Consider the following 3,975-nt stretch of genomic DNA (forward strand, 5'->3'; position numbering starts at 1 on the left):
CCCTAATTGAGCCAAATTTAAGGCGTAACTTGGGTAAGTGGTCGACCTAATTCCGTAAATCTGTTAAGGACTGCTACACGTGCATGGATCTCATTCACTTGGCTATCAAAACTCCTTGCACTGAGTTTATCTCCTAATAATTTGATGCAATGCATCTTAGTTTCAACCAAACTTCGACGATGATAGCCTGACCATTTTTTCCATAGTGTCCTGCCTAAACGTTTAATTGTTCTAAGTAATTCATTTCGCTCTAGCGAGCTACTCTTTGTATCTTTCCATTGTTTCGCATTTTTTCTAGGTGGAATCACCGCATGCCCTTGCCGATCTGCAATGACCTGACGGCATTGCTTGGTGTCATAAGCTCCATTGGTATAAACAGAGTTAATCTGCTCATCTTGTGGAATCTGATTAAGTAAATCACCAAGCACCTGTGAATCACTGACATTATTGGTTGTAAGCTGAAATGCTCGTATTTGCAGGGTTTTGGCATCTATACCAATATGTAGTTTACGCCATTGGCGACGATATTCAGGTCCATGTTTCTTGCGCTTCCATTCACCCTCACCTACAAACTCCATGCCTGTAGAGCCCATGAGTAGATGCAGCCCATCTCTACTTTTTTGGTAGCTGATTACAATATCAATATGCTTTTGTCTTCTACAAAGCGTAGTGTAATCTGGAGCTATCCAATTTAATCCGCAAAGTTTAATCAGACTTTGCACAAAGCCAGTAACCATACGTAAAGACAGACGAAATAAGGATTTAATCATTAAGCAGCATTGGATGGCTGCGTCGGAGTAGGTTTGATTTCGCCCTTGTTTGCCTTTTGATGGCGCATACCATTGCGTAACAGGATCAAACCAAATGGCAATATTTCCGCGACTCATGAGTGCTCGGTTATATGCGGGCCAATTGGTTGTGCGGTAGATTTTAGGTGCGGGCTTATTCATTTGAAAATTATATTGTGGAATAAGCCTTTAGAAATAGGTTTGTGCAACAAAGCCCTTAGTTGAAAAAAATTTTAGATTTCATGCTCACACACCACCTAAAAAAATATCTGATTGATTTTACAGGTTTTTAATTTAAGGTTTTATTCTACCCACTCGCAATATCAATGTTTAGTATCACGACTCACTAACTCATTAACTAAATATGGAGCAGTACGGCTATCTTGATTTTCTGTTATTTGTTTTGGTGTTCCTGCCACAACAATATTCCCACCAGCATTTCCAGCACCTGGTCCCACATCAATCACCCAATCTGCTTGTGCAACGGCACGCATATCATGCTCAATCATAACCACGGTATTACCCGCATCGACTAATCGCTGCAATTGAACTAACAATCGATCTACATCTGATGGATGCAAACCTGTAGTTGGCTCATCAAGTATATACAGTGTATTTCCACGCTGATTGCGTTGCAGCTCGGTCGCCAATTTAATACGTTGCGCTTCTCCACCAGATAGTTCAGTCGCTGGTTGCCCTAAACGTAAATAACCAAGGCCAATTTCCTTTAATAATTGTAGTGAACGAGCAATCGAGACCTCTCCATCAAAAAAATCACGTGCTTCATTGACGGTCATTCCTAATATTTCAGCAATATTACGTCCATTCCAGCGAATTTTCAGAGTGTCATCATTATATCGAGCACCATGACATGTCGTACAAGGGGCATATACACTTGGCATAAACAATAATTCTACACTGACAAAGCCTTCACCTTCACAAGTTTCACATCGCCCTTTAGCCACATTAAACGAAAAACGTCCAGCATCATAATGAGCTTGGCGAGCTTCAGGAGTCCCAGCAAATAACTTTCTAACATGATCAAATAAACCCGTATAAGTTGCCAGATTAGAACGTGGAGTACGGCCAATTGGTTTTTGATCAACCTGTACCAGACGCTGTATAGCCTCCACATCACCAGCCAGAGAACCCTGTGTAACCTCGGTAACCAACATTCCTTCATTTAAAGGATTATTTTCATTATTGTTTTCAGTTTCAGATTCATTGCCTAAATATGAAAGTACTAACTCGGGTAAAGCTTGAGAAACGAGACTAGATTTACCTGAACCTGAAATACCTGTAACTGCTGTAAGTACACCAAGAGGTATACGAGCATCAATATTATGCAGGTTATGTCGGTAAATATTGTTAAGTTCAAGCCAACCAGAGGGTGTACGTCCATAACTTTGAGTAACTGGGATTTTATTAAATAAATAACTTGCAGTACGTGAAGCTGAAATCTCACTTAAACCCTGAGGTACTCCACTATATAAAATATTACCACCTTGCTCTCCTGCATCTGGTCCAACATCCACTAACCATTGAGCACGACGCATGAGCTCTAAATCATGCTCTACAACAAATACGGAGTTTCCAGCGTCTCTTAATTTATCGAGAGAATCATATAATGACTGACTATCTGAAGGATGTAATCCAGCAGACGGTTCATCCAGTACATAAACTACACCAAATAGCATAGAACTTAATTGTGTTGCTAAACGCAAACGTTGTAACTCTCCCGCTGAAAGAGTCGGTGTGGCTCTATCTAATGTTAGATAACTAAGACCTAACTGGCGTAATTGATTTAAACGCCCCACCACACCATTTGCTAAACGCTGCGCAGCAATTTTCTTTTCATCTGAAAGTGCTGACGTACGTCTTACATCTGGAGATACAGAATGCACTGCTCTACCTGTTGTTGCTCGTTCAGATCTATCAAGTTGGGTTACTTTATTATTAGTCTTTTCTCCAGCATCATGAGCGTCGAAATTGCCTAGAACAATGGGCTCAAGCAGGCAAGTTAACTTATCCAAAGAAAGTTGCATAAACTCACCAATATCTACTCCAGCAAAGGTAATAGATAAGGCTTCTGGTTTAAGGCGTTTACCATGACAGGAAGGGCATATTTTTCCTTCCATAAAACGTGAAACACGTTTTTTCATCAACGTACTTTGGGTATTAGCAAAAGTATGAAGGACATAGCGACGAGCACCAGTGAAAGTGCCCATATAGCTGGGTTCTAGTTTACGTTTAAGTGCAGATTGAGTCTCAGCGGGGCTTAAACCAGCATAGACAGGAACTGTTGGGGTTTCTTCAGTAAATAAAATCCAGTCTCTATCCGATTGCGGTAAATCTTTCCATGGTCGATCAACATCATACCCTAGGGTTACTAGGATATCGCGTAAGTTTTGCCCGTGCCAAGCAGGTGGCCATGATGCGATAGCTCTCTCACGAATACTGAGTGTTGGGTCAGGAACCATTGTCGATTCTGTAACTTCATAAATGTGACCTAAACCATGACAGGTAGGACAAGCACCTTGAGGAGTGTTCGGTGAAAAGTCCTCGGCATATAACATTGGCTGATCGGCAGGATATGCACCAGCACGCGAATAAATCATTCGCACGAGACTTGATAAAGTTGTTACACTTCCAACAGAAGAACGGGTATTACTTGCACCACGTTGTTGTTGCAATGCTACTGCTGGTGGTAGACCATCAATAGCATCAACATCTGGTACTCCGGCCTGATCTATTAAGCGTCTTGCATAAGGTGCAACAGATTCGAAATATCTTCTTTGTGCTTCAGCAAAAATAGTTCCAAAAGCAAGTGATGATTTTCCTGAACCCGATACACCTGAGAAAACAACAAGTGCATTTCTTGGGATAGAAACATCTACATCCTTAAGGTTATGCTCACGTGCACCTCGAACTTCAATACAATTATTAGATAAAGTAATGTTATTGTGTTCACCAAAAGAATGTATTTTCATGTTTCTAGGAGCCTGTAAATTATTTTGTGTTAGTCCCATTTTTTATAAATGATCTTTTAATCGATCATCGAACTGAATCGTAAACCAATTCATTGCTAAACGCCAATTTTGAATTGGCATGGTCCATTTTTTAGCAGCATTTGAAGTTGCTAAATAAATGACCTTTTTCACTGAATCATCAGAAGAGAAGGAGAATG

At 40.6% G+C, this 3,975-nt stretch carries 2 protein-coding genes and 1 pseudogene; all 3 read right to left on the bottom strand.

All coding sequences use genetic code 11. The features are described 5' to 3' along the window. Positions 1 to 17: 17 nt before the first annotated feature. Positions 18 to 950, bottom strand: coding sequence for an IS5 family transposase (locus tag J582_RS24265; protein ID WP_032048802.1), 933 nt, complete (start codon positions 948 to 950; stop codon positions 18 to 20). A gap of 161 nt (positions 951 to 1,111) precedes the next feature. Next, positions 1,112 to 3,778 carry an excinuclease ABC subunit UvrA gene (locus tag J582_RS24270; protein WP_002055446.1) on the bottom strand — a complete coding sequence of 889 codons (2,667 nt, stop codon included), beginning with the start codon at positions 3,776 to 3,778 and terminating at the stop codon, positions 1,112 to 1,114. 42 nt (positions 3,779 to 3,820) lie between these two features. Further along, positions 3,821 to 3,975, bottom strand: a pseudogene (locus J582_RS26510) (IS256 family transposase); the annotation flags it as partial.

Source organism: Acinetobacter sp. 1566109, from assembly GCF_000582255.1.
In the GTDB taxonomy this organism is placed as follows: Bacteria; Pseudomonadota; Gammaproteobacteria; order Pseudomonadales; family Moraxellaceae; genus Acinetobacter; species Acinetobacter nosocomialis.

Excerpts from the sequence above, each read along its gene's own strand:
- J582_RS24265 (WP_032048802.1), bottom strand. The coding sequence starts at position 950 with ATGAATAAGCCCGCACCTAAAATCTACCGCACAACCAATTGGCCCGCA.
- J582_RS24270 (WP_002055446.1), bottom strand. The coding sequence starts at position 3,778 with ATGAAAATACATTCTTTTGGTGAACACAATAACATTACTTTATCTAAT.